The following is a 24,986-nucleotide window of genomic DNA, read 5'->3' as shown; positions in this document are numbered from 1 at the left end:
AAGCAGGGACGCCGAAAACCAGCGCTCAAGCGACTGAGCCATGGCGTGTCCGCGATTCACTTCGGCACCACTGCTGTCCCATCCAACCGTCTCGCGCCGGATCTGGCATGCTGCGTGCAATCTCATCTGCGTTCGCGCAGCCAGCAGGCACCTCGCTCATCCGCTATCGATCGACATGGACGCCATCCGCAGCCAACCCGGTTCGCCCCTCACGCCCTCCGGCGCCCCCACTGGTTTCGTCCGTGTGCGGGGCGCTCGCGAGCACAATCTGAAAAACGTCGACGTGCAGATTCCGCGCGACGCGCTCGTCGTGTTCACCGGCGTGTCGGGCTCGGGGAAATCTTCGCTCGCGTTCGGGACGTTGTACGCGGAGGCGCAGCGGCGCTACTTCGAATCGGTTGCGCCGTACGCGAGGCGCCTGATCGAACAGGTCGGCGTGCCCGAAGTCGACGCGATCGAAGGGCTGCCGCCCGCGGTCGCCTTGCAACAGCAGCGCGGCACGCCGAGCGCGCGCTCATCGGTGGGCAGTGTCACCACGCTGTCGAGCCTCGTACGCATGCTCTATTCGCGTACGGGCGACTATCCGCCGAAGCAGCCGATGCTGTTCGCCGAGGACTTCTCGCCGAACACGGTGCAAGGCGCCTGTCCGACATGCCATGGGCTTGGGCGCGTGTACGAAGTCACCGAAAAATCGATGGTGCCCGACGACTCGCTGACCATCCGCGAGCGCGCGATTGCCGCGTGGCCGCCTGCGTGGCACGGCCAGAATCTGCGCGACATCCTGGTCACGCTCGGCTACGACGTCGATACACCATGGCGCGACTTGCCGAAAAAAGATCGCGACTGGATTCTCTTCACCGACGAACAGCCGACCGTGCCCGTCTACGCCGGCTTGACGCCGAAGGAAACCCGCGCCGCGCTCAGACGCAAGGACGAGCCGAGCTATCAAGGCACGTTCACCGGCGCACGCCGGTACGTGCTGCACACCTTTGCGAACACCCAAAGCGCGCTGATGAAAAAGCGCGTGTCGCAGTACATGGTCGGCAGCGGCTGTCCGAGTTGCCACGGCAAACGGCTCAAGAAAGAAGCGCTCTCGGTGAAATTCGCCGGGCTCGATATCGGCGAGTTGTCGCAGTTGCCGCTCGCGGGGCTGGCCGCGCTTCTCGAACCGATCGCGCGCGGCGAATGGCCGGAGCCCGCCACGGTGACCACGGCTAAAGGCGGCGTGCTCAGCAAAAGCGCGATGCGCGAGGCCGTCGACAAGCGGGTGGCGGCGGGCGGTTCCGCGCACAAGGCTTCACCCGACGTGCGGCGCACGCCGAACCTTTCGGAAGAAAAACGCGTGGCCGCGCAGCGCATTGCCGCCGAATTGCTGGAACGTCTGAGGACGCTGGTCGACCTCGGTCTCGGCTACCTTGCGCTGGAGCGCAGCACACCCACGCTGTCGTCGGGTGAATTGCAGCGCTTGCGGCTGGCCACGCAACTGTCGTCGCAACTCTTCGGGGTCGTGTATGTGCTCGACGAGCCATCGGCCGGCCTGCATCCCGCCGACGGCGAAGCGCTCTTCAGCGCGTTGCAAGGACTCAAAGCCGCGGGCAATTCGCTGTTCGTCGTCGAGCACGATTTGCAGATGATGCGGCGCGCCGACTGGCTGGTCGACGTTGGTCCGGCGGCGGGCGAGGCGGGCGGTCATGTGGTCTATAGCGGGCCGCCCGAGGGACTCGCGAAGGTCGAAGCATCGCAGACGCGCCGCCATCTGTTCGCGCCGCCCGCCCCCGTCGAGCGCACACCGCGCGACGCTGCGGGCTGGCTGCAACTCGTCAATATCACGCGCAATAATCTGCGCGGGCTGAATGTCGCGTTCCCGCTCGGCTGCCTGACGACCGTCACCGGGGTGTCGGGCTCGGGCAAATCGAGCCTCGTGAGCCAGGCGCTGCCCGAACTGGTCGCGAGCCGGCTGGGACGGATCATCGAAAGCCCGGACGAAGACGAACAGGACCCGCTGCTCGCCAGCGCGACGCTGCCCACGAGCGGACACATCGCCGACGGCATGGACGCGCTGCGGCGACTCGTGCGCGTCGACCAGAAGTCGATCGGGCGCACGCCGCGCTCCAATCTCGCCACCTACACGGGCTTGTTCGACCACGTGCGCAAGCTGTTCGCGGACACCCCCACTGCCCGCAAGCGCCGCTACAGCGCGGGGCGCTTCTCGTTCAACGTCGCGCAGGGCCGTTGCCCGACGTGCGAAGGCGAAGGCTTCGTCAGCGTCGAGTTGCTGTTTCTGCCGAGCGTGTATGCGCCTTGCTCGACCTGCCATGGCACCCGCTACAACACGTCGACGTTGGAAATCACATGGCGCGATAAAAATATTGCCGAGGTGCTGGACCTGACGGTCGATGCCGCGTGCAGATTCTTTGCCGAGGAAGCGAGCGTGATGCGCGCGCTAAAAGTACTGCGCGACATCGGCCTCGGCTATCTGCGCCTCGGTCAGCCGGCCACGGAGCTATCGGGCGGCGAGGCACAGCGCATCAAGCTCGCGACCGAACTGCAGCGGGCGCAGCGCGGTGACACGTTGTACATCCTCGACGAGCCGACTACCGGCCTGCATCCCGCCGACGTCGACCGGCTCATGGTGCAGTTGCAGGGCCTCGTCGACGCGGGCAATACCGTGGTGGTGGTCGAGCACGATATGAGGGTGGCCGCGCAAAGCGACTGGGTGATCGACGTCGGCCCGGGAGCCGGCGACGCCGGCGGGACGATCGTGGCGAGCGGCATCCCGGCTGAAGTCGCGCGCGCGAAGGAGAGCCGCACGGCTGCGTATCTGCAGCCGCTGGTTGTGGCGTGAACTTGGGTGGAGCGCGTTGACGTTAACGGGAGTTCCATCAAAGACGCCGGCATTTGCTGGGGCCGGAAAGCCCGGAAGATTTGAGAAGGGCGAGGACTTAAGCAGGGTGCCTTCGATCAATGCGCGGCATTCATGACTTGCGCACTATCGAGGGCCTTTTGAGTGACCGTTCTGAAAGACGATGCCTGCAAGAACGAACCGACACCCGGCGAAGATCAGCTTCGACGGAATGTCGTTTTGCGTGATACCCGGCAAAGCGCCTCAATCCAGGCTCCTCGATGGAGGGGAAATGTGCCTTGTTTACTTTTGCGGAGAAACTGGTCTATAAACGAAACACTTTTGATTTCAAATCAAAGATGAAAGTTACCCTCGACGAATTGCAGACCTTTGCCACCGTGGTCGACACCGGTTCGATCACTGCCGCGGCCGAGCAGTTGGACCAGACCGTGTCGGGCGCGAGCCGGACGCTGGGCAGGCTCGAAGAAAAGCTGAAAACCACGCTGTTGCGCCGGACGACGCGGCGCCTGGAGTTGACGGAAGAGGGCAAGGCTTTCCTGCAAAATGCCCGCGAGATCATCGATGCGGTGGAGAGTGCTGAAGAACAACTCGCGGCTCGCCGGGAGCGGCCTTCCGGGCGTCTGCGCATCGATGCTGCGACGCCGTTCATGCTCCATGTGATCGTGCCGCTGGTGGCGGGCTACCGCGCGCTGTATCCGCAGATCGAACTCGAATTGAACAGCAACGAAGGCATCATCGATCTGCTCGAACGCCGTACCGATGTCGCCATCCGTATCGGCAAGCTGAAGGATTCGACGCTGCACAGCCGTCCGGTCGGCAGCAGCCGGATACGGGTCCTGGCGGCGCCGGACTATCTGAAGAAGCACGGACATCCGAAACGTGTCGACGAACTCGCCAGGCATTCGCTGCTAGGGTTTGCTCAACCCGAATCGCTTAACGTCTGGCCGATCGTCGGGGCCGACAACGAGCTATACCGGATCGAGCCGGGCATCGCGTCGTCCAGCGGCGAAACGCTGCGGCAGCTGGCGCTGGAGGGGGCGGGCGTCGTCTGCCTGTCCGACTTCATGACGGGACGGGATCGTCGCGAGGGCAAGCTCGTCCAGCTTTTCGCGCGGCAGACCCAGGAAGTCCGGCAACCCATCCACGCCGTCTACTATCGCAACACCGCGATATCGGCGCGGATCGCGTCTTTCGTCGACTATCTGGCCGAAGCCGTGAAGGAAACGGAGTTCGCTCGCACGCCGGTGGCCCGATCGGGATAAAGGTTAGCTTCGCTCTTTGGCCAAAAGATCCCACGCCGATGCCGACCGCCGAGGTGTACACGGGCCTGAAGACGGGTCGGGTGGATGCCGCGGAAAACAACCTGCCGACTCATGAAGAGGCTCTTACCCGATCACAATCCAATCGAATCGAAATAACAGAAGTGTCGACCCGGGTCCGGGCGTCTTGCTCTGCCATGGTGTCTCCTGATTTGAATAATGTACTCTGAACCGGTAGCCGCGATAAACGGCACTGGCCTCTGAGCCGGTTATTCACATTCTGGTCACCCAACGGCGAAGCATCTATGCGTTGACCAAATAGATTGATTGGATTTTTGGAAGAATGCCGGGCATGCGCTGGTTGATGCCCGTGCCCGAGCGCGATATCTACCACCTCGCGCCATCCAGCATCCCATTCCCCCACCAGGGAAATCCCGCGTCTAAACGCAACCACAGGCACAATAGCGGGCAATAACACCGCGCGCACGTCGGTTCGGGTTTCGAACCAGCCCATGCCGCGCCATCGGCATTGCCCCCTTGATGCAGTCATGACCCACGATAACGCCAACCACGCCGGCACTTCCGCCCCGGCACCGAACTCGCCGCGCTTCCTGCTGATTCTGATCTGCCTGTTCGCTTCCGCCGGACAACTCGCGATCGATATCTACGTGCCTGCGCTGCCCGCCATGGCGCGTTTCTTCGCCACGTCGCCGCAGGCCATCCAGACGAGCGTGACCGGCTATATGGTCGCCTACGCGCTCGGCCAGCTGATCTTCGGACCAGTCGCCGACGCATATGGCCGCAAGCCTGTGCTGGCGTTCGGACTCGTCATCTACACGATCGGCTGCCTGCTGTCGCTGGCGGCGCCGAACCTGGAGACGTTCATCCTCGCACGCTGCCTGCAGGGCTTCGGCATCGCCACCACCAACCTGCTTGCGAAGGCGATCATCACCGATTCGTTCAAGGGCCAGGCGCTGATGCACGCGTTCACCTACATGTCGATTGCGTGGGGGCTCGCGCCGATCGTTGCGCCGGTGATCGGCGCCCATCTGCAGACGTGGTTCGGCTGGCGGGTCTGTCTTGTCTTCCTGCTGGTCTATTCGCTCGTGATGTGGGCGCTGTTGTGGCGCTATCGGGAAACATTGCCGCGGCCCGTGCACCTCGAACCGCGCACGCTCGTCACGAATGCGCGCAAGGTGCTCGCGAGTCCGGTGTTCCAGAGCTGCTTTCTTGCGCAGGGTCTGTGCTACAGCATCCTGCTCGTGTTCAACATCATCGGACCGTTCATGGTGCAGAACACGCTGCATAAGCCACCGACTTTCTTCGGCTATCTCGCGCTCGGCATCGGCATGATGTATTTTCTCGGCGGCCTCTCGAACCGCTTGCATGGTCCGCGTCTGCCGAGCGCGGAAGAGCGGCTGCGCATTGGTGCGCGCCTGATGGCGGCCGCTGCGGTGGCGATGCTCGTGCTTGCGCTGACGATCGGCCTGCGCGTGTGGACGCTCGCCACACCGGTGCTCGTAATGGGCTTTTGCGCCGGCGCGATGTATCCGACGCTGATGGCCAAGGGCAATTCGCTGTTTCCGCACATCGCGGGGCTGACGAGCGCAATTCTCGGGTGCGCGCTGCTGCTCGTCTCGTCGGCGATGATGGGGCTGGCCGGCTTCGTGTCGGTGCAAATCCTGACGCCGCTCGCGATGTTTTTCGTGATCCTCGCGGGCATCGTGGTCGTGATGGTGACCAAGCTGCTGCGCCATCTGACGCTGGCGCAGCCTGTCGCGGTGGCGCGCGCGGGAGGTGAGGTGGTGTAAGAAACATGGAGTCGGAGAGTTTGCGGCTCCGAACTTCGGGTCGTTGACACGCCGATCGGCGCTCTGACTTCGCCGTGCTCGCGGACGCGGCGAAGCACCTGACTTCTCTCATCACCGCTCGATCACGACTTCGAGGTACTCGCTCGGCAGGACGAGCGTCGAGTCCCCCGACCGGTTGCGGCTGCGGATCAATGTCATCAGATCGTCCAGAAGCACCGCCTTGCCTGTTGACGGACCTTGACGGCGGCGAAGTCTGCGACGGGTGAGAGAGAGGAATCAACAGCGGACATGAATAACTCCTGAGAGGCAAAAGGCAGCGGTACGGGAAGCGTGGTTTGGCTGCCTGTTTTTGATGACGCCGCGAATTGCACTCCGAGCATGCCCGCGCGACGATCGGGCAAATCAAAGCTGATCTGCGAAATACGCGGGGAATCAGCCGCCGCAGTCTCCTTGCGATGCCGGCACGTTCGCCGGTTCGTTGTGAAATTTCGTGAGTGCTAGTATTGGGAGGCAAAGCATATTAATGAATGACCAGGCGTCCAGATGTTTTGCGCAGGACGCCGAAATTGATCGGCGCTGTAGGGATGCCTTTTCGGGAGTGCTTCGCCGCGTGACTCTGCGGACGGCGGCTATCTAAACGCCGAATTCACTGCCCGTCTGGGACATCGGCAAGGTGGCCCTTGAGCGGTGATTTGCTTTCTGCCGCATGTGGCTTCCTTGACGCATCCGGTCGTCTACCCGGTTTGCCGGTTGCTGCGGCACACAAAGCGCTTTAATTTTCGGTCCCGACTCACGCAGGCATTACGCTTGCTGCACCACCCCTTGCGCTCGCGGGACGCGACTCCGCCGCGCGGCCCCTGAACGTCCCACAATCCGCAATCGATCTATAACGGCCCCGGTTTCCGCGCTCGTCTACCGCGAGAGACGCCGATTCCGGCCGCTCTTCCCACGAGGAGAAAGCACGATGCAACAGACCGCCTCCAACACCGACACCCCGCAACAGAGCGCCGCGAGCCGAACCAGCCGCCGGTCTTCCGCCGACACGGCGATGCCCGTCGAGTTGAACGTCAACGGCAACATCTACAAGCTGTTGCTCGATCCGCGCACCACGCTGCTCGACGCGCTGCGCGAACATCTGCACCTGACCGGCACCAAAAAGGGTTGCGATCACGGTCAATGCGGCGCGTGCACCGTGCACGTGAACGGACGGCGAGTGAATGCGTGCCTGTCGCTGGCGGGCACTCACGCCGGCGACGAAATCGCGACCATCGAAGGTATCGGCCAGCCCGATGCGCTGCATCCGATGCAGGCCGCGTTTGTAGAATGCGACGGCTACCAGTGCGGCTATTGCACGTCGGGCCAGATCATGTCCGCGGTTGCCTTGCTCGATGAAGCGGTCGGGCCCGGCGACGCCGAGGTGCGCGAAGCGATGAGCGGCAATCTGTGCCGCTGCGGCGCCTATCAGAACATCGTCGCGGCGATCCAGCGCGTGCGCGGCCAGTCCTGAGGAGCGCCATCATGGACATGTTCCAGTTATCGCGCGCCAACGGCGTGTCCGACGCGATCGCCGCAGCCGCGGCCTCGGCGACGGCCCAGCAAGGCGCACAAGTACGCTTTCTCGCCGGCGGCACGACATTGCTCGATCTCATGAAGCTGAACGTCGAGCGGCCCACGCGTGTCATCGACATCAGCCGTCTGCCGCTAGATCGCATCGAAGCGCTGCCCGACGGCGGCGTGAAGATCGGTTCGATGGCGCGCAACGCGGACCTGGCGTTGCATCCGCTGATTCGCGAGTCTTACGCCGTGCTGTCGCAGGCGTTGCTGGCGGGCGCGTCGGCCCAATTGCGAAACATGGCGACGACCGGCGGCAACCTGTTGCAACGCACGCGCTGTGTCTACTTTCGCGACACCGCGATGCCGTGCAACAAGCGCGATCCGGGCTCGGGATGTCCCGCGATCCAAGGATTCAATCGCACGCTCGCGATTCTCGGCACCAGCGACGCGTGCATCGCCACGAACCCGTCGGACATGAATGTCGCGCTGACCGCGCTCGACGCGACCATTCATATCGAAGGGACCGACGGTGCGCGCAGTATCGCGATCGACGAGTTCTTCCTGTTGCCCGGCGCAACGCCGCAGCGGGAGAACGTGCTCGAACCGGGCGACCTCATCACGCACGTGACACTGCCGCCTCTGCCAGAGGGTGCGCGTTCGGCTTACTTAAAGCTGCGCGATCGCGCGTCGTACGAGTTCGCGTTGGCGTCGGCTGCGGTCGTTGTGGCGCTCGACGGCGGACGCATCGCGCATGCGCGCGTCGCGCTCGGCGGCGTCGGCACGAGACCGTGGCATGCGGCCGAAGCGGAGGCGGTATTGCAAGGCGCGACGCCCGACGCTGCAACCTTCCGCAAGGCCGCGGATGCCGCGCTCGCAAACGCGAAGCCGCAAAGCCAGAACGGCTTCAAGGTGGAACTGGCGCGGCGCTGCATCGTCCACGCGCTGACCCAGGCCACGGCCACGTCCTGAACCGCCGATCAAGAGGAACGCACCATGTCTACTTTGCCCGACTCCGTGCTGTCCGTGATCGGACGGCCCCATGCGCGCGTCGACGGTCCGCTGAAGGTCAGCGGCGGCGCAACCTATACATCCGATGTCGATCTGCCCGGCTTGCTGATTGCGGTGCCGGTGTGCAGTACGATCGCGAGCGGCCGGCTTACGTCGCTCGACGTCGCGGGCGCCGAGGCGATGCCAGGCGTGCACGCGGTGCTGCATCGGGGCAATATCGGCCGCTTCTACCGGATCTCCGGCAATTCGATGGAGACCGGCTACGTCGACGAAGCGCGGCCGCCCTTCGAAGACGACATCATCCGCTACTACGGCCAGTACATCGCGCTCGTGATCGCCGACACCTTCGAGGCCGCGAGCGCTGCAGCGGCGGCGATCGAGGCGCGCTACGAACTCACGCCGCACGACGTGCGCGATGAACTCGAACCCGACGACAAGCCCAAGGTCGAGAACGAGCGCGGCGATCCGGATTCCGCGTTCGACACGGCGGCAGCGACCATCGACGCAACTTACGCGACGCCGACCGAAACGCACAACCCCATCGAACTGCACGCGTCGATCGCGCAGTGGGATGGCGAAAACTATACGTTCTACGAGACGACGCAGTCCATTTCGATTCACCTCGGCACGCTCTCGCAGATGCTCGGCGTGCCGAAGGAAAAGATCCGCGTGATCTCGCGCTACCTGGGATCCGGCTTCGGCGGAAAGCTGTGGGTGTGGCCGCACACCCTGCTGGCGGCAGCCGCGACGCGTCAGACAGGTCGCCCGGTGAAGCTGGTCGTGAGCCGCAAGATGATGTTCCAGAACGTCGGCCATCGTCCGGTCACGCAGCAGCGCGTGCGCCTTTCGGCCGAACGCGACGGCAAGCTCACGTCGCTGCGGCACGACTACGTCAATCACACCGCCATCGCTGACGAATACCAGGAAAGCTGCGGCGAAGTCACGCCGCTCATCTATAGCACGCCGAACCTGCGCGTGACCTCCGGCCTCGCGCGCCGCAACGTCGGCTCGCCTACGGCAATGCGTGGCCCCGGCGCCGTGCCTGGCCTATACGCCATCGAATCGGCGATGAACGAACTGGCGCGCGAACTGAATCTCGATCCTGTCGAGTTGAGGCTGCGCAACGAACCGCACGCCGACGAAAGCACCGGGTTGCCGTTCTCGTCGCGGCATCTCGTCGAGTGTTTGCGCACTGGCGCTGAGCGGTTCGGCTGGTCGCAGCGTAAGCCGGACATCGGATCGATGCAGCGTGACGGCCTGACGCTAGGCTGGGGCGTCGGCGCCTGCGTCTGGCCGGGCGTGCGCTTTTCCGCTGCGGCCAACGTCGATCTTCGGGACGACGGCAGCGCCCGGGTGGTGTGCGGCACGCAGGACATCGGCACCGGCACGTACACGGTGCTCGCGCAACTGGTCGCGGAAGAGACGGGCATTCCACTCGAGCGCATCGAGGTCGGTCTAGGCGATTCGATGTTGCCACCGGGGCCGGTTTCGGGTGGTAGCGCGGTGACGGCGTCGGTGGTCCCAGCGGTGTTCGACGCGGTGCGTTCGGCAATCAAGCTGTTGCTATCGCGCGCCGCGGCAGTCGACGGTTCGCCATTCAAAGGCGCGGCAGAAGATACGCTCGCGTTCAGCGCGGGACGTGTGCATCGGAAGGAAGATGCTCCTGAGCGCGGCGTGCCGTTCGTCCAGATTCTCGAAGCAGCGAAAATGCGCGCGGCGTCGGGTAGCGGCAGCGCCACGGGCGGCTTCGACGATCCGCTGAAAAAGCGCTTCTCCATTTATTCCTACGGCGCGCACTTCGCCGAGGTCACGTGGCAGCCGGAGATCGCGCGGTTGCGCGTGAGCCGCGTCGTCACGGTGATCGATGGAGGACGCATCGTCAATCCGCGCGCAGCCCGCAATCAGATCGAAGGCGCAGTCGTGATGGGCGTCGGGATGGCCCTGTTCGAGCACACGATGTACGACGCTCGGACGGGCGCACCGATCAATAGCAACCTGGCCGACTACATCATCGCGTCGAATGCGGATACGCCCGAACTCGACGTGACCTTTCTCGATCATCCGGACACCGTGTTCAATGAACTCGGCGTCCGCGGCATTGCGGAAATCGGTCTTGCGGGGATCGCGGCCGCGATTACCGATGCAACTCATCATGCGACCGGTGTGCGCGTGCGCAAGTTGCCGATCATGATCGAAGATCTGCTCGGGGCGGAAAGTGTTTGAGGGCAGTCGGTCATGAAAGTCTCCAGAGAACGATCGACGACCAGGAACTATACTGGGGCACCTGGAGGTTTCAATGACCGATCAAGACAAACTGCATCCGCTACGTCCGCTTCTGAAGAATTGGGTTTGGGAGCATGGCCACATCGGCACTCGCTATCTGGATTGCGTTGATGGCCAGATCAAGTTTGATGAAGGCAAGAAATCGCGGTTCGCAGCCGAAAAATATATCTACGTGCCGCTTGATAAGGACGTTGCAGACGATGCATCCGTGGATGGTCCCGCTATCCAGGAGGCGGGACTCGCGCGGTTTTTGCGGGCTGCGCAGTTGGGTAAGCCAGAGGAGGCCGGTTCTGTCGCGGAGGTTCAGCGCGCGGTGCAGGACTGCCTGGAACTCGGCCTGTTCAGCGCATATCAATGGCAAGCTCGGGAAGCATTGGCCCGCTACAAGCAAGAGCCAATGTTCGACGACGAAATCCGAGCGGCGGTTGTCGACGACATCCGGCGTATTTACTCCGGTATGCGGGACCAGCTGGCGTTGTACGATTTCAGTGTGCTGTATGGGTTGTCCGTGCCGCTGTTGATCAGCGATACGCCGTTCATCGACTGGCGAGTAGGCGCGAGTCCGGCACTTCCGTTTGTATCGCTGCCACTGGGACCTTACTGCCTGCTGGTAGGCGCGCCGTCGGGCAGGAGTAGCCGAGTGGGTCCGGTGGTATGGAAGGCTGCCAGCGCAATGGGCCCGCTGAAGGACCACAATCGGCTTATCGCGGAGCACGCGCATTTGTGGCTCGTGGCGACCACTGACGATCAACTCGTTGCGGTACAAAGCCGCCTCGCTGTGACAGCGGACGCGAAGAGAAAGGACGCGAAGCCTTGACGGACGCGCGCGAAGTGCGGTCTGGAACGGGTAATTGAGCTTCCCTCGGTTTTTCGCCTTCCACAGATTCCAAGTTACGCAGCGGCATTCTTGAGTTGACCGCGCGGGTCGGCTCCATCACTGCCCAGCAGACGATACTGCTTGCAGTCAGCCGGCACATGTATGACCCGACCTCCAGTGCATGGGATCTCGGCCTTGTCGGGTCTTTCAGTTCATGCCCAGGCTTGCCACGACCTTCGTCGCAGGGCACTGTGCCGATCGCATGCATCGTGGCTGGATCGTCGCAGCTTGTCGACGCGATCGGCACCGAGGGGCGCGACGTCTTCGGCGGGTTGATGTTTTGCGACGCCACGCGCGTGACACATTCGTGAATTCAAATGGGCTCAATGCCTAGTGACAACTCGCGCGCACAACATACGTTGCGCATCGGCGACGATTCAGACCGCCATGCGCGCCGTGCCCGCAGTTCAGGAAACTTCACCCTGTGTTCACGCACTTCAGTGCAGAACCTGACACGCTGCAGCGTCAGTTCAATGCCGATTGCCAGACCGTGTGCCCCAACCGCGATTGGCGGTTTCTAACACGCCGATCAACTTTATCTAACGCGCCGATCAACTTAAACGATTGGCGGTTGCCACAATCCTCTACATTATTCCCTTATCACCTGTGCGCTACCGAGGTCTGGGTGATAGGCCGACGAAAGAGCATAATTTGTAGACCTTCAGGAGGATATCCATGTCTGACAAAGGGAAGTGTCCGTTCCAACACGCCGCCGGCGGCGGCACGACGAACCGTGACTGGTGGCCGGAACAGCTGAGGCTGGATTTGCTGAGCCAGCACTCCAGCAAGTCCAACCCGCTAGATCCGGACTTCAACTACGCCGAAGCTTTCAAAACGCTCGATCTCGCGGCTGTCAAGAAAGATCTCGCCGCGCTCATGACCGACTCGCAGGACTGGTGGCCGGCCGACTTCGGCCACTACGGTCCGCTTTTCATTCGTATGGCATGGCACAGCGCCGGCACCTATCGCATCGGCGACGGCCGCGGCGGCGCTGGACGCGGCCAGCAGCGTTTCGCGCCGATCAACAGCTGGCCGGACAACGTGAGCCTCGACAAGGCCCGCCGTCTACTCTGGCCAATCAAGCAAAAATACGGCCAGAAGCTGTCCTGGGCCGACCTGCTGATCCTCACCGGCAACGTCGCACTGGAAACCATGGGCTTCAAGACCTTCGGCTTCGGCGGCGGTCGCGAAGACACGTGGGAGCCGGATCAGGACGTCTACTGGGGCAACGAAAAAACCTGGCTAGGTGGCGACGTCCGCTACGGCAAAGGAGCAGCCGGCAATGAAGACGACGACGAAGGCGTAATCGTCGCAGACGAAGAACTCCACGGCACCGAACAAAGCCGTACCGAAGCCGGGCGCAATCTGGAGAACCCGCTTGGTGCAGTGCAGATGGGCCTGATCTACGTGAACCCGGAAGGCCCGGACGGCAACCCCGACCCGCTTGCGGCAGCGCATGATATCCGCGAGACCTTCGGCCGGATGGCGATGAACGACGAGGAAACCGTCGCTCTGATCGCCGGTGGTCACACCTTCGGCAAGACGCACGGCGCCGGTCCTGCCGACAACGTCGGCGCCGAACCCGAATCGGCCGGCCTCGAGTATCAGGGACTCGGCTGGGCGAACAGCTTCGGCAGCGGCAAGGGCGCCGACACGATCACGAGCGGTCTGGAAGTGACGTGGAGCAGCACGCCGACGCAATGGGGCATGGGCTTCTTCCAGAACCTGTTCGGCCTCGAATGGGAACCGACGAAGAGCCCGGCGGGCGCCAATCAGTGGGTCGCGAAAAATGGCGGCGAGACGATTCCGCACGCGCACGACCCGTCGAAGAAAATCCGCCCGACGATGTTGACCACGGACCTGTCGCTACGGCTCGATCCGGTGTACGAGAAGATCTCGCGCCGCTTCATGGAAAACCCCGACGAGTTTGCCGACGCCTTTGCACGCGCCTGGTTCAAGCTGACGCACCGCGACATGGGTCCGCGTGCGCGTTACCTCGGTCCTGAAGTCCCCACTGAGGAACTGGTCTGGCAGGACCCGATTCCGGCCGTCGACCATCCTCTCGTCAGCGACGCTGACGTCGCCGCGCTCAAGCAGAAGATCGCGGCTTCGGGACTTTCGGTTGCCGAACTGGTGTCGACCGCATGGGCATCGGCCTCCACTTTCCGTGGCTCGGACAAGCGCGGTGGCGCCAACGGCGCGCGCATTCGTCTCGCGCCGCAGAAGGACTGGGCGGTCAACCAGCCGGAACAGCTCGCCAAGGTGCTCAAGACGCTCGAAGGCATTCAGAGTGAGTTCAATGGTGCGCAGTCGGGCGGCAAGAAGGTGTCGCTTGCCGATCTGATCGTGCTGGCGGGTGGCGTGGGCGTCGAGCAGGCCGCGGAGAAGGGCGGCCACAAGGTGACGGTGCCGTTCGCGCCGGGCCGCATGGATGCATCGCAGGAACAGACCGACGTGGAATCGGTTGGCGCGCTCGAACCATTGGCGGACGGCTTCCGCAACTACCTCCAGCGCAAGTTCCCTGCGTCGGCTGAAGCGTTGCTGATCGACAAGGCGCAACTCCTCACGCTCACCGCACCGGAAATGGCCGTGCTGGTCGGTGGCTTACGCGTGTTGGGTGTTCAGGCGGGCAAGGAAGCTCATGGGGTGTTCACGGATCGCCCGGGTGTGCTGAGCAACGACTTCTTCCGCAACCTGCTTGACATGGGCACCCAATGGAAGCCGCAGTCGGAGGCGAATGACCTGTTCCAGGCAAGCGATCGCGCAACCGGCAAGGCGAAATGGACGGGCACGCGCGTGGATCTGGTTTTCGGTTCCCACTCTGTATTGCGTGCGCTGGGCGAGGTCTATGCAAGCGCGGACGGTCAGGAGAAGTTCGTGCGCGACTTCGTCGCTGCATGGGCGAAGGTAATGAATCTGGACCGCTTCGATCTGGCTTCGGTCTGAAGCACCACGCCCCCGCCGGTGATGTTTGGCGGGGGCGTGAGATCGAGTTGCTTGGTGTTGTCAAAGATGCGCCGCGGGGTGATCCGCGGCGCAAAATTATTGTGGTGTGGCATGTTTGAGGTGCGGTTCAGAATCTTTCGGGTTTAGGACAGGACTGCAGCGCTCCTGTGGCGCGCACTTGCAGAGGCCTTGCAAACGGATCTGGTCCACATCTCCCGAGATCATTTCATTCTCAACGTCACAGGACGTTGCATCCCTATCTGGCCAGACCAGACAGCTCAATGATGCCATCGAGTTGCGAACGTTAGAGTAGCGCGCTGTTCACTCCCGTGAATATGGTTGCATCTATCACCTGCGCTGACGCCACCATTTGCGTTGCTCATGCTCCATAAGCAGGAGCGCCGCGAATACGCCAATCGTCCGATGCTGACGTGTCTTGCATTGTCCCATTGCTTTGCTCCGTGCCACAGACTGTCCTGATTTCGGTCGGCAACCTGCCGCGCCAGGAATATTGCCGATTACGTCGGTAAGAAGTCAGTCTTGTCGCTGCAGACCTTCGCTGGCGGCCGCAGACAACCCCAGCTTATCGTGGAGCAGCCTCTGCATACGTTGGAGCGAAAAGAGGTGCAAATAAGCTCGGGACAGCCAGCCGTTTCGGTGCCATTCCATCACAGTCTCCTCTCCAAGTTGGGCGAGTCTGCCTTCGTTGATTCCCAAAAAGCCCGACACGTTCCAGCTTTTCTTATCCGCTTGCGTGAACGTGGCTGTCAACGGATCAAGTAGTTTGAGCTCAACCAGACGCCTGCAAAAAGCGTTAGTCCTTTCGAGGTCAGCTTGGTACTCGCGCAGAAACGTTTCAATCTTCTGCCACTCCTGAGTTGCCTTGCCATCGTCATCAAGGAGTCGCCGGTAGCCGTCTCTCGCTTCACCGATGACATAGTCTTTCTCGACACACACCAGCAGGTTAGGATCGGCCTGTTCGCCGGCAGATACTTTTGCTATGCAGAATGGAAAACGCCGGATATAGGCTGGCTGGTACACATCCGTCTTCCAACCCGACGCGGTATAAAACAGGTTCTCGCCTGTAGCAAGACCCAACATGGCAACCAGCCCAACGCGATCATGTAGAGAATCTTGCACAAATACCAGCGGGTAATGCGCTGCCGCCGACACCATCTCGCCGATGCTCAGTGGCACGATGGCCGTATCCTTCACGAACGGTGGCACTTCTCCCGGGGCTGTAAAGCGTACGTAGTCGATACGATTGAGTGCCTTGATATCCCGGTAACCAAAAGGAGGGCTAATATCCATCATTAAACTCCGTCAATACGAGCATGAATTTTGCGGACAGACATCAAGGACCGTGCCGCGCAGCTACAACCACCACCGGGTTTCAAGCCGGGAGAAAAAACTGGTATTGAACCGTGCGCCAGTGTTCTCGCCATAGCTTACCTCCTACAAAGTTTTCGTATTTCGTCATCCGAAATAAACTGCGCGAGCGGATCATTTGTTGTTCATATCGTACCTCCCATGTCTTCATGGAAAAAGTTGCTGCGCAACGGGAAGCCGCAATTGGCAACCGCTAAAACGCAAGCGCGGCAATTTTCCGGCAACGAGAGCCGCTCCATGACTCGGCGTTCGGACGATCGATCGCGAAGATCCGGTGAACGGGCTACAGACCATCGCACGCGTAAATGCTCATATCGAGCGGATAGTACCGGCACTTCACGATATTTTCCAAATCGGCGATCAATTCCTGCGTTCAATGTTCCTCTTCACGATACGGCTTACCCTTTGTCTGCGGCTCATCTTACCTTGCGATTGTTAGCGCGACAAACCCCCCAATCAAATGGCTAGTCTCCTCCCCGACTGGGGGGCTTATTAATGTTTGACACTTAGTACTCTCTATCCACGACGTCATGCAGCGGCATGCGGCGGTGTCGAGCGTGAAGATCAACGGTGGGGTTTGCATCTAGAAACTCTCGGAGGTTGACTTGCTGAGACAAGGGATGTGGCGAAGACCGAGGCTAGCGATTGGAAGGCGTGAGTGGCGCGAGTTCGGCCGCCGGCTATGGCGCGGAGCTGGCCCTGATACACCGAAAGATCGGTGCTTTTGGGTAGGGGCTGGCGCAGAAGTCCGTTGGTGTTTTCGCAGGCGCCGTATTGCCATGGGCTGGGTAGGTCGCGCAAGTACCTCCTCTCGCCGGTTGCGGCAATGAATTCTTTGTACCGCTACGTTTGAGTGTCATGGTCATAATCGGTTGCGCGGAGGTTAATCGCCTGTACTACATAAGTTGAGCAACGCGCTGATACGCCTCCGTTGGGAATTTCGTAATAACTTTGGTTCCAGGAAGGAGAAGATTATGAGTATCCTGCTGGTAGACGACGAGCCGGCACGAGTCGACGCAATCGAAAGAGTACTTCATTCGCTCGGAAAGGATGTAATTCAGGTAAGCCGTGGAGAAAATGCAGTTAAATTTTTGGAATGCGAACCAATTGACCTGGTCATACTTGACTGGCAATTGTCAGGCATGAAAGCGTTAGATGTATTGCGTCGGATACGTTCGCATTTTGGAAACGAACTGCCGGTTCTGTTTATGACGAGCCAGCTTCTCGAGGTCGACATTGTCCATGCGCTCGAAGCAGGAGCTAATGATTATGTATTAAAGCCATTCAGTCCGGCCGAACTCGGTACGAGAGTAAGCGCACTCCTGCTTGAAGCCCAGCGAAACGCAGTGGCCTCACACTCGAAAACTATCGGCGCGTACAGTCTGGACGTCGCTCAGCGGAGAATTTCTTTCGAAGGTAGAGCCGTCAAGCTGACGGAAAAAGAATTCGACATCATAGCCTACCTTTTTAACAATGTGGGTCGAATCGTTTCACGAGACCTGCTGGTGAAGTTGGCGTGGGGTAGAGAGCTGGATAGCTCATCTCGCACAGTAGATACGCATATCTATCGCCTTCGCCGAAAACTGTTGCTGAGTCCGGAAAACGGCGTACGTCTAACCGCGATTTATACCCATGGGTACCGCCTGGATAATATTGGAACGCCTGCTACGGTGGCGAAGTTAGATAGAGCGAATGATCGTGTAGCTCAATGTATCGCCGGTTGCTGAAGGCCGCCCGAGCATGAAGACTGCGTACTAAGAAGAAACGCAGTTGCGTCGATTTTATCTTTGCCTGAGTTTAACAAAAGACGACATTGCCTTCCTTTGCCGACCCAAATGATTTCAATCTTGTCCGAATCACCCAGCTTGCGTGCGCGGCAAGCCGACATCGACAGTACATCACAGCCATTGAAGAGTGCCCAGCAGAATGAAAAATCCAAAACAGGACGCTTGGATCGACTTGACGGATGACCACCTGCGTGGGTTGTCCTGCGCCGTCGACTTGACCACGCCAGCGCTGGCCATTGATATCTCAGCCAACGCACACTGTGAATCAGCGCCGTTGAAAGCTCCGGTGATAATTCGATGCGATTGTAGTGCGACTGAGTTTCTGATGAAATGGATTGCTGCGGACGACAGCGGCTTGTGCCCGAGGACACCAATCTGCGTCTTCCCCAGGCTGCGATGCATAGGCTTTCCGGAGCAACTTCGTCGCCGGGTATTAACCGACACTGTCCTCGAAGAAATGGCTCCAGGAACGCTGGAGGAGCGGCTGCTGAAAGGCGCCCGCAGGGCGGTTCATCGTCCTGCCGGTTATGGTTGCGCGTCGCGTCTGCGAAGGGGAGGCGGCGCAGTTTCCGGGCCTGCAAACTTTTTCTTCCCGAGAACGCGATGTGGCACGTATGTTCGCATCCGGGCGATCGGTAACGGAGATCGCAACGTGGGTGGCTTGTTGGCTACCAACGAAGGTGTCACCCGCAAGCAGGTTGTCATGGCCGATTTACAGACTCCGGCGGGTCCCGGCAGGCATGTGGTACGCGGCCTTTGCTGATGAATCCCAGAACCGCCTTCCCACGAGACTCTCAACTACGCTCACTACAGGCGCTTGACAACAGTCTGAAGCGCGAGCGTCGCGTTTTCCTGCTGGTGATATCGCTTCTCATTTTCGCGATCGTCTGCGCTGCGAGTGCAATATTGGCAATCAGGCTTGCCAATATGCTTTCGTTTGAAGAACAGGCGGCACGTGCGGCGGCCGAGGAGGTCAACGCCATGCTTATCCAGCGGTATGGCATGCTGACTACTGCGAGGCTTTTGCTCGAATTGCACGAGCAGGACCTCCTGACCACGCCTTCGGAACATGTGACGCACCCGCAATGTACTCCGGTCTTTGCGGCGCAACCAGAGCGGACTTCGCTTCGCTCGATTTGCGATGAGGCAGTGCAATTGCTTACCGCCATGGGGACTGCGCCACCGCTAGAGTTCATGGTGGTCGATGGTAGCGCCGCGTTCGGCTACCAACTGGTTGCCGGTGCGCCGCCCCATAATGCACAGCATTACGGTTATGCTCCCGGACTTCTCGTTCGTGCTGTGTTGGCCGTGATGGAACAGCGAGGTCTCGGGCCACATGACGATAAGAAAGGACGAGGCATCATATGGTTTCCCGCGCTGCCCTCGCTTGGGCTCAAGCCGCAGTTGATGCTTGGCGCGACGGTGGTCTGGAAAGGCGATCAACCGCAGACAATCGTGCTGACAAGTATCGATCCGTCTGAATTCATGTTGACTTCGGCGGCTGATCTGCTGAACCTCACGCCGTCGCTGGTAAGCGCCGATGGTTCGCTGCTGGTAGGCGACATTTCTCCCGAAACGGCACGGGTCATGAACACACGTATTGCCAAGCGATCACCCGGTCGATTTCACTGGCTTCCAGATTACGGTTGGGCCTTGTCTTTGCCCCCCCTCGCATTTGGTGTCGGCCATCTGATGTTCGCGTTGCCTTGGAGCGAACAGATTTACCTGATGCGCACCGATCTCGCCATCGTGATCTTCGTGATGGTCTTGCTTGTCGGACTGTTGATAGCGGTGAGTCGTTACTGGAACCACCGATTCCTGACGCGTACGTATGCAGACGCTTCCCGTGCGCTGGAAGGCGAATTGCTGAACTATTTGCTGGTACATGCGACACCGGTCGGCCTGAGCATCGTGCGCCAGCATGACCTCAAGATCATTCTGGCGAACCAGATCGCCCGCAAGGTGCTTGGGCTGAACGATTCGGCTACCCGTCTTCCCGAAGGTCTGTGCGAGGAGTTTGCGCGGCGCAGCATGGAGCCCATGCTGCCAAAAGGCATGGCGCAGGTCTCTCAGTTTCTCTTCTCTATTGCTCGCAGCGACGCAAGCAGTGTTCACCTTGAAATAACATATGCGCGTGCTGTGCTGAATCGGGAAGGCGTGCTCTTTTGTGCAATAGCAGATGTAACCGAGCAACATAAGGCTGAACAGTTGTTGCGAGAGGCGAAACTGACGAGTGAGGCGGTAGCGAAAGCCAAGGTGAGCTTCTTTGCCTCAATGAGTCACGAAATCCGTACGCCGCTCGCTTCGCTCCTCGGCAACCTCGAACTGCTCGCCCTCGGTCCGCTCGCGCCAGAACAGGAAGCCCGCACGCACGCAATGCAGATGTCCGCGACAAGCCTGCTCCATGTAGTCAATGACGTGCTGGATTTCTCGCGAATGGACCTGGATGAGCTGCAGCTCACAGAGAACTGGTATTCCGTGAAGGAATTCCTTGAGCGTATCGTGTTGGCTCACGTGCCGCTTGCGCTTAGACAGGGTCTGAAGTTTTACATTGTCATTGATCGCAATGTTCCTTCCGAGGCCCTATTCGATCAGATTCGGGTTGCACAGATCCTCAACAATTTGCTGAGCAATGCGTTCAAATTCACCAATTCCGGCAAGATTGTGATCCGCGTGTACTGGGTTCACGAGGCACTTGAGATTCACGTGATGGATTCTGGCCAAGGGATTCCGGATGACCTGAAGGAGCGCCTTTTTCAACCTTTCACGCAGGGCGAGGGACAAAGTCTCTCGCGCACGCCCGGCACCGGGCTCGGCCTGTCAATCTGTGCGCGCCTGTGCAAGCTGATGGGCGGGCACATAGGGTTTGAAAGTACCGTCGGTGTCGGTACACACATTGACGTGACATTGCCGCTACGCACGAGTGATGACCGCGGGAGCGGGGCGGTTGAGTGGACGCTACCGGAACGGCGTCCCGCCATTCTTTGCCGGGCTATAGAAAATCAGGAGTGGCTTACCAGTCTGTTCGATCCGCAAACGAGTGCGCCAGTCTTGCTTTCTGTTCCTTCTAAACCGCTGCCGGTCGGGTCATTTGACTATTTGCTTGCCACTGACGAATTTACGCCAGAGGACGTGTTGAAAGCCGGGGCCGCGTTGTCGAACGTAGTGTGGGTCGCGCAGAATGGCCCAATGGTGCCCGTCATGCGCGAAGATGGCAGCGTGGAAGTGAGCATCTATAGAGTGTCCGGTATCCGGGCGGCCACCCAGATGTTGCATGCACAACCGGCGAATGCGGGGCGCGCTACTGAATACGCGCATATTCGCCCCGAAACGCACCATTCTGAATGGTTGAAAGTGCTCATCGTCGAAGATAACTTGCTCAATCGGGGGGTGTTACGTGATCAGTTACGCACGCTCGGTGCGAATGTGATCGAGGCGGAGAACGGCCAGGAAGCACTTGCGCGACTAGAAAAGGAACATGTTGACATAGTGCTTGCCGATATCAACATGCCGGTTATGAACGGCTATGAACTGATGCGCGCCGCACGGGAAAAATATCCGTCGCTTCCGGTGTACGCGGTAAGCGCAAATGCTCGTCCAGAAGACGTCGCGCACGGTCGCGAGCAAGGTTTCATCGATTACCTGAGCAAGCCCACGCCGCTAGCCGCTCTTGCTGCGATATTAGAAGCCGTAGCGGGTCCCGATCGCGCGGCGCGTGATGAGCCGGGTCCAGAGGCACCGATCCCACATTTTCCGAATGTGCCGCAGTCTTGTTGCCAGGTATTCATCGAGCAGGTAGATCACGATCTGGCCGACCTCAGCAACATTGTGGAAACACAGGACGTCTCCCAACTAAAGGATTGGGCACACCGACTGTCGGGAGGGCTAGTGGTACTCGGTCCTTCCATGCTGCTTGAGGTGTGTGAAGAATTGCGGACCGTGCTTGACGCTGATGAAGAGTGGAGCGAGGAAGCTAAAGCGCTATCAGTGGTTATCGCTGAAGATCTGCTCGAAATGCGCCGGTATATCGATGGGCAGGTCACAGGTCAGGGCGACTCTGCGTGATGCCGAGGCGGGATCTGAAGCGTCGCTTGCCTTCAATCAGGCGCGCCTCACATGACAAGCTTCGGGCCACTCCGAGGGTGGAAGTAGTGCCCGAGACCGAGATGTCCGAGCTCCTGGGCCATGGCAAGAACGAGGCCGTCGCCAATGCCACGGGTAATACCCGAGGTCTTGGGCCTGTGGAATGCCCAGACTGAGAGGGCGAAGTTCTGGCTGCTGTTGGTCACCAAGTTAAGAACACGCGGCGCGCAGGACATTTTTATTGGCTGTGTCGACGGGCTCAAAGGCTTCCCCGAAGCCGTTGAAATGCTCTGCCGCGAAAGCGGCCGTGCAACTGTGCATCCAGCAGCCCGAAACGTCGTGTTGCGGACGGTGCAGCGAAAGGTCGCCGCCGATCTGAAGACGATCTACGCTTCATCGTCCGTCGAGATGGCGCGGCAAATACCACGTGCCTTCGAAGCGAAGTAGGACAAGGACTACCTGTCCATCGGGCAGAGTTGGCGGAGTAGCCGGGAACGCGTCATTCCGTTCTTCGATAACCCCCAGATATCAGGAAGGCGATTTACACCACACATGCCATTGAATAATTCAACATGAGCCTGCGCAAGGTGATCAAGACCCGAAACTCATTCCCGACCGACGAGGCGGTAACCAGCTGTTCTACCTCGCGCCGAACAACATCAGCGAGAAGTGGTCGATGCCGATCCGCGGCTGGAAAGCACCTCTGAATCGCTTCACGATCCAGTTCGAAGAGCGCCAGGTGCCGGGTTAAACATAAACCCGCTTACACAAAAATTCGGGCACCCCTGCCACGCCGTAATAAGGGGAACCCCGCAGACAAGGACCACAGCGGATGGGTTTGTCTTTTCCGTTTATCCGCGTTCGGCCACCCCGGCTGCAATTAGTCAAACAGCTTCCACCATTTCCACGATCCGGTCGCCGTTGCTGAGAAGGCTGCCTACAAATGCAATCAACTTGGAACTAGACATCAGCGGGAAAGAGACGCCGTCCACGATCGTGGCTTTCTCCCCATTGGGATAGGCAACAATGTCGCCAACACATGCAATCTCTTTCCCCCAAATGTTGCTTTCACTCGTCGCAGTGGCAACGCGTCCTCCCCGAGCCGTCAGTGAGTCAACCGTTGCGAACATATGTGGCTGGAGAAACGTTGTGTTCGTGAGCATAACCTGGCACCCCAAAAAAATATTGCAGGGGTCGAACTATATAGAAATTGCGTGTCGAGGCACATAGGGAAAATTTAAAACATTGTCAATCGCATACCTTTCCTTTGTTCAGGGACGTTGCATGGAAGATTAAGCGTTGCTTAATAAAATCGGGGACAAGACGTCGGATCTGCTCGTTTTAGAGGTCAAACGCGGCGGCGAGATAGTACGCCGCAGTCGCTGCTTCGAACCTTTGCATGAAGGCGATGGAGTCACGCTTCATCATCTTTACGAAGTGCAAAGGCTTGGCTCGCCATTGCGCAGCGAAACTCGAAGTCCAGTCGTGTGCCTACCGGCTATGTTTAGTGAGAGACGGTGTCCGGCGACTCAAAGTCCGTTCCACGGGATCTTGAAGCTCATTGTCGGTTGAGCTCATGGCATGGTTTGATGATCGTGGTCGTGATGTTGTTCGCCCCCCCGCCGAACGACCTAGAGTCCTCCCTGATAGGGGGGCTTTGTTCTGTCTCAATAATTCCTATTATCTCCTTACGCAGTCAAGGAAGGATATCGATAGGGGCAAGTTGCCAATCGAGGAAACGATGCGTAATTCCGACGAAGAACTGGGTAGGCTGATTGCCGCTATCGATTTGCGCGCCCAACCGTTTCATCAGGAGCTCATCGGCTCTGGAGAATCGACGTTAGCTACGATCCTTGGCCCTGTGTCTGTATTCAAAAAGGTGTCGGGTGCGGTTCAGAGCGGAATCGAGGCTGCACATACGTTCCTGCTGAGTGAACTTGGTCTTAAACAGATCTTTACGTTAGCCGAGATCGCACAAATGATCCATCGGAACCATGGATGCAGGTGGACAACCGCGTTTGCGTTCAGGCCACGGTTCCCGCTCTCGCCAGTAAGACTATCGTCGTCGCAACGATTCGCTTCCGCCGCTGAAGGAACTCCCATGGACGATATGAACAATGAAATCCGTGCCACGCTGTTTGCCCTTCAACAGCTTGCCGCTTATGCCCTGGTCCTCGCAGATCACAAGAGCGCGACTCAAAAAGGCTCACTAAATGACCTGCGAGATGCCTTCATCGCACAGTTTCAATGGAGTATGGATCAAGGTCAGCCGCTCCCTCAGGAAACGGCGGAGATAGTGGCTAGATACTCAGTTGCCTACGAACAAGCCATCGAGTTGATTTTTTCCATGGCAGAGGGCTTTGCGCGCTAGGGTCTGTACTCTTACATACATCCTGGCCGCTTGATCGCAGAATAACTCAGCGCGTCTAGGCCTCTTTGCGGGGGGGGCAAGACCGAGACTTTTTCCCGGTCATCCTTAACATGCTTTCGCCCTGTTTTTCCGGCGCTCAAGTTCACCGTTCGGACATCTGTAAATCTCGCTCGATGGCCCGATGTTCGACGGGTCGTTGCGAAAATCGAATGATTGCTATATCGCTGCTGATCTGCGTGCGATAACTTCTGAAATGTTTGATCAGGAGCGTGCTTTTCGATGACAACCTTCCGCGAAGTTACTGACCAGGAGTGGACGCGCATCGTGCCCCTGTTGCCGGAACTAGCCGAACGAAAAAAATCTCGTGGACGCCCACCGACCGACGCGCGCGCCGTGTTCAACGGTCTGCTGTGGGTTATGTACACCGACTCACCGTGGCGAGACCTGCCGCCCCGCTTTCCGGCTTACACTACGTGCCACCGACGCTTCAAGATGTGGCGTGACTCCGGCATATTGACCGGGGTGGCGGATGCGCTTTCCGATACGATCGGCGTTGACTTAAATCGCATGATCGGCTTACGAAAATACTGGCGCCCCGCGCGTTACCGATCAGTAGTGCGAACAACAGAAGGTAGCGTCAATGTTGACGAGGAAACTCAATCGCGCTCTCAAGATGATTGCCCTTAGCCTTTAAGAGACGGTCGTCCCGGCCAGTGTGCTTCCAGTAGCCTACGTCTGCATCAAGACCCGCGGTT

Annotated in this window: 15 protein-coding genes and 3 pseudogenes; 14 read left to right on the top strand and 4 right to left on the bottom strand. The window is 59.7% G+C overall.

The window, feature by feature from the left end; translation table 11 throughout:
- Nucleotides 1–175: 175 nt before the first annotated feature.
- The 9 genes and pseudogenes from B0G69_RS34010 (at nt 176) to katG (ending at nt 14,601) form a co-directional block, all read left to right on the top strand.
- Nucleotides 176–2,845: an excinuclease ABC subunit UvrA gene (locus B0G69_RS34010; RefSeq protein WP_121324513.1), complete on the top strand. Its 2,670-nt coding sequence runs from the start codon at nt 176–178 to the stop codon at nt 2,843–2,845.
- 356 nt (nt 2,846–3,201) lie between these two features.
- Nucleotides 3,202–4,125: a LysR family transcriptional regulator gene (locus B0G69_RS34005; protein WP_121324512.1), complete on the top strand. Its 924-nt coding sequence runs from the start codon at nt 3,202–3,204 to the stop codon at nt 4,123–4,125.
- A pseudogene (locus B0G69_RS42860) lies at nt 4,116–4,244 on the top strand (hypothetical protein); the annotation flags it as partial. The gene B0G69_RS34005 and the pseudogene B0G69_RS42860, both read left to right, overlap by 10 nt.
- A 426-nt stretch (nt 4,245–4,670) precedes the next feature.
- Nucleotides 4,671–5,933 (top strand): multidrug effflux MFS transporter, encoded by a 1,263-nt coding sequence (locus tag B0G69_RS33995; protein WP_121324511.1) that lies wholly within the window; start codon nt 4,671–4,673, stop codon nt 5,931–5,933.
- Nucleotides 5,934–6,981: 1,048 nt separating this feature from the next.
- Nucleotides 6,982–7,440: a 2Fe-2S iron-sulfur cluster-binding protein gene (locus tag B0G69_RS33985; protein WP_241991688.1), complete on the top strand. Its 459-nt coding sequence runs from the start codon at nt 6,982–6,984 to the stop codon at nt 7,438–7,440.
- Between the two features lie 11 nt (nt 7,441–7,451).
- On the top strand, nt 7,452–8,456 hold the full coding sequence (locus tag B0G69_RS33980; RefSeq protein ID WP_121324509.1) for a xanthine dehydrogenase family protein subunit M: 1,005 nt from the start codon (nt 7,452–7,454) through the stop codon (nt 8,454–8,456).
- A gap of 24 nt (nt 8,457–8,480) precedes the next feature.
- The gene (locus B0G69_RS33975) at nt 8,481–10,718 is read left to right on the top strand and encodes a xanthine dehydrogenase family protein molybdopterin-binding subunit (RefSeq protein ID WP_121324508.1); all 2,238 of its coding nucleotides are present in this window, start codon (nt 8,481–8,483) and stop codon (nt 10,716–10,718) included.
- A 73-nt stretch (nt 10,719–10,791) separates the two neighbouring features.
- The gene (locus B0G69_RS33970) at nt 10,792–11,595 is read left to right on the top strand and encodes a hypothetical protein (protein ID WP_121324507.1); all 804 of its coding nucleotides are present in this window, start codon (nt 10,792–10,794) and stop codon (nt 11,593–11,595) included.
- Nucleotides 11,596–12,330: 735 nt separating this feature from the next.
- Nucleotides 12,331–14,601, top strand: coding sequence for a catalase/peroxidase HPI (gene katG / locus B0G69_RS33960; protein WP_121324506.1), 2,271 nt, complete (start codon nt 12,331–12,333; stop codon nt 14,599–14,601).
- 534 nt (nt 14,602–15,135) lie between these two features.
- Here katG and B0G69_RS33955 read toward each other — a convergent pair.
- Nucleotides 15,136–15,915, bottom strand: a complete 780-nt coding sequence (locus tag B0G69_RS33955; RefSeq protein WP_121324505.1) for a SapC family protein — start codon at nt 15,913–15,915, stop codon at nt 15,136–15,138.
- A 753-nt stretch (nt 15,916–16,668) separates the two neighbouring features.
- Nucleotides 16,669–16,776, bottom strand: a pseudogene (locus B0G69_RS33950) (IS30 family transposase); the annotation flags it as partial.
- 188 nt (nt 16,777–16,964) lie between these two features.
- Here B0G69_RS33950 and B0G69_RS33945 point away from each other — a divergent pair.
- Nucleotides 16,965–17,717 carry a response regulator transcription factor gene (locus tag B0G69_RS33945; RefSeq protein ID WP_121324504.1) on the top strand — a complete coding sequence of 251 codons (753 nt, stop codon included), beginning with the start codon at nt 16,965–16,967 and terminating at the stop codon, nt 17,715–17,717.
- 171 nt (nt 17,718–17,888) lie between these two features.
- On the opposite strand, the gene B0G69_RS33940 is transcribed toward B0G69_RS33945, so the two are convergent.
- Entirely contained in the window at nt 17,889–18,179 is a 291-nt protein-coding gene (locus B0G69_RS33940) for a hypothetical protein (RefSeq protein WP_121324503.1), read from the bottom strand.
- Nucleotides 18,180–18,539: 360 nt separating this feature from the next.
- Here B0G69_RS33940 and B0G69_RS33935 point away from each other — a divergent pair, with 360 nt between their 5' ends.
- A complete protein-coding gene (locus B0G69_RS33935) occupies nt 18,540–21,842 on the top strand; it encodes a hybrid sensor histidine kinase/response regulator (RefSeq protein ID WP_121324502.1) in 3,303 nt (1,100 codons plus the stop codon).
- Between the two features lie 162 nt (nt 21,843–22,004).
- Nucleotides 22,005–22,611 (top strand): annotated as a pseudogene (locus B0G69_RS42330) (transposase); the annotation flags it as partial.
- Nucleotides 22,612–22,744: 133 nt separating this feature from the next.
- Here the strand turns inward: B0G69_RS42330 and B0G69_RS33925 are convergent.
- Complete coding sequence (locus B0G69_RS33925; protein WP_121324500.1) at nt 22,745–23,023, bottom strand: PAAR domain-containing protein; 279 nt, start codon at nt 23,021–23,023, stop codon at nt 22,745–22,747.
- Nucleotides 23,024–23,601: 578 nt separating this feature from the next.
- On the opposite strand from B0G69_RS33925, the gene B0G69_RS33920 reads away from it, so the two are divergent.
- Together B0G69_RS33920 and B0G69_RS33915 are read left to right on the top strand one after the other, a co-directional pair.
- Entirely contained in the window at nt 23,602–24,231 is a 630-nt protein-coding gene (locus B0G69_RS33920) for a hypothetical protein (RefSeq protein WP_121324499.1), read from the top strand.
- Nucleotides 24,232–24,510: 279 nt separating this feature from the next.
- Nucleotides 24,511–24,918, top strand: coding sequence for a transposase (locus tag B0G69_RS33915; protein WP_121324498.1), 408 nt, complete (start codon nt 24,511–24,513; stop codon nt 24,916–24,918).
- The last annotated feature ends 68 nt before the right edge of the window (nt 24,919–24,986 follow it).

Source organism: Paraburkholderia sp. RAU2J (genome assembly GCF_003634845.1).
GTDB classification, from domain to species: Bacteria; Pseudomonadota; Gammaproteobacteria; order Burkholderiales; family Burkholderiaceae; genus Paraburkholderia; species Paraburkholderia fynbosensis.
The sequence above is the reverse complement of the archived record's forward strand: the minus strand, read 5'-3'. Positions and strand labels throughout refer to the sequence as shown.